At 65.9% G+C, this 1,889-nt stretch carries 2 protein-coding genes; one reads left to right on the top strand and one right to left on the bottom strand.

Annotated elements, in window-relative coordinates:
• The coding region (locus EB084_24510; GenBank protein NDD31426.1) for a hypothetical protein at positions 1-226 on the top strand (226 nt) is incomplete at its 5' end.
• A 205-nt stretch (positions 227-431) separates the two neighbouring features.
• On the opposite strand, the gene hydA is transcribed toward EB084_24510, so the two are convergent.
• Positions 432-1,850, bottom strand: a complete 1,419-nt coding sequence (hydA, locus tag EB084_24505; protein ID NDD31425.1) for a dihydropyrimidinase — start codon at positions 1,848-1,850, stop codon at positions 432-434.
• Between the last annotated feature and the right edge of the window lie 39 nt (positions 1,851-1,889).

Raw genomic sequence — 1,889 nt, 5'->3', positions numbered from 1 at the left:
CGGCGGCAAGGCCGGCGTGGTGAGCGCGTCGATGCCGAACCCGGAGAGCGACGACCCGAAGGGGGGAGGCAAAGCGGGCGTGGTGACCTCGTCGATGCCGAATCCGGAGAGCGACCGTCCCATTGGCGGTCACGCGAGCCGTGTGGGCTTCATCTCCCTCGGTAACGTCAACCCTGCGCTTCTCTCGTTTCGGGCGGGCAGCGGCGTGGCGGGGCGGGTCGCCTGAGGCCTTCTGTTCACGATTCTGGAAAAGAAGAGGCGGAGGTTGCCGTCAGGCCACCTCCGCCCGTGTCTTCTTGCTCAGCCCGCGTCCTGCAGGCTCTTTCCACCAGCAGGGTCAGCGATGGACGCGGCCCGTCGCTGACCCATATGGCCGTGCTGCGTCCTGACCGACTGCTGAGCGGGTCAGGGACGCAGCACGGGTGGGCAGTCTACGCCTTGACGGCGGTCGCCGATCGCAGCAGCTCACCGTGTCGGGCGCGCTTGATGAACTGGCCAGCGCCAGCCTTGCCCACGAAGCTGTGGTTGTCGACCACCACCTGGCCGCGCGAGATGACCACGTCGGCGTGGCCCTGCACCTCGAAGCCCTCGTAGGTGTTGTAGTCGACGCGCATGTTGTGGGTGCGCTTGTTGTTGATGCTGATCGTCTCCTTGCGGTTCGGATCGAACACCACGATGTCGGCGTCGCTGCCCACCGCGACGGTGCCCTTGCGAGGGAACATGCCGAACATCTTCGCGGCGGCCGTCGAGGTGAGCTCGACGAACTTGTTGAGGCTGATGCGCCCCTGGGCCACGCCGCCGTTGAACACGAGGCTCATGCGGTTCTCGACGCCGGGCGCGCCGTTGGGGATCTTGGTGAAGTCGTTGGCGCCCAGCTCCTTCTGCTCTTTGAAGCAGAAGGGGCAGTGATCGGTGGAGATGGCCTGCAGGTCGCCGAACTTGAGGCCCTTCCAGAGCTCTTCCTGATTCCACTTCTCGCGCAGGGCGGGGGTCATGACGTACTTGGCGCCCTCGAAGTTCGGCTTCTCGTAGTAGGTGTAGTCGAGGAACAGATACTGCGGGCAGGTCTCGGCGAAGGCTGCCACGCCGCGGTCGCGGGCCCGCCGCACCTCGTTGAGGGCGTCGGCGCTCGACAGGTGCACGATGTACACCGGCACGTTGGCCACCTCGGCGATGGAGATGGCGCGGTGCACGCCCTCGCCCTCCATGCGGGTGGGGCGCGTCAGGGCGTGATACTTCGGCTCGAGCTTGCCGTCCTTGACGGCTTCCTTGATGATCTCGTCGATGACGATGCCGTTCTCGGCGTGCATGCACATCACCGCGCCGTCGAGGCCGGCCTGGCGCATGGCGCGGTAGATGGCGCCGTCGTCGGAGTAGAGCACACCGGGGTAGGCCATGAACATCTTGTAGCTGGTGATGCCCTCGTCGACCAGGCGCGTCATCTCGGGAAGGCGCTCGTGGGGCATGTCGGTGACGATCATGTGGAAGGCGTAGTCGATGCAGGCCTTTCCGTCGGCCTTCTTGTGCCACGCTTCGAGCCCCTCGAGGGTCGACTTTCCGCGGGTCTGGATGGCGAAGTCGATGAGGGTGGTGGTTCCCCCGTTGGCCGCGGCGCGGGTGCCGGTCTCGAAGTCGTCGGCGCTGGTGGTGCCGCCGAACGGCATGTCGAGGTGGGTGTGCGGGTCGATGCCGCCGGGGATGACCAGCTTGCCCGTTGCGTCGATGACGCGGTCAGCCTGAACGGGCAGGTCGCTGCCGATCATCTTGACCTGCTCGCCCTCGATGTAGACGTCGGCCATGTAGTCGTCAACGGCCGTCACGACGCGGCCGTTCTTGATGAGGATGCTCATGGGGGTGTCCCTCTCCCTTCACCTTCGGTCGAAGGGTTC

Source organism: Pseudomonadota bacterium, from assembly GCA_010028905.1.
Taxonomy (GTDB): Bacteria; Vulcanimicrobiota; Xenobia; order RGZZ01; family RGZZ01; genus RGZZ01.
Note: the sequence above shows the minus strand (reverse complement) of the source record. Positions and strands in the feature narration are given on the sequence as shown.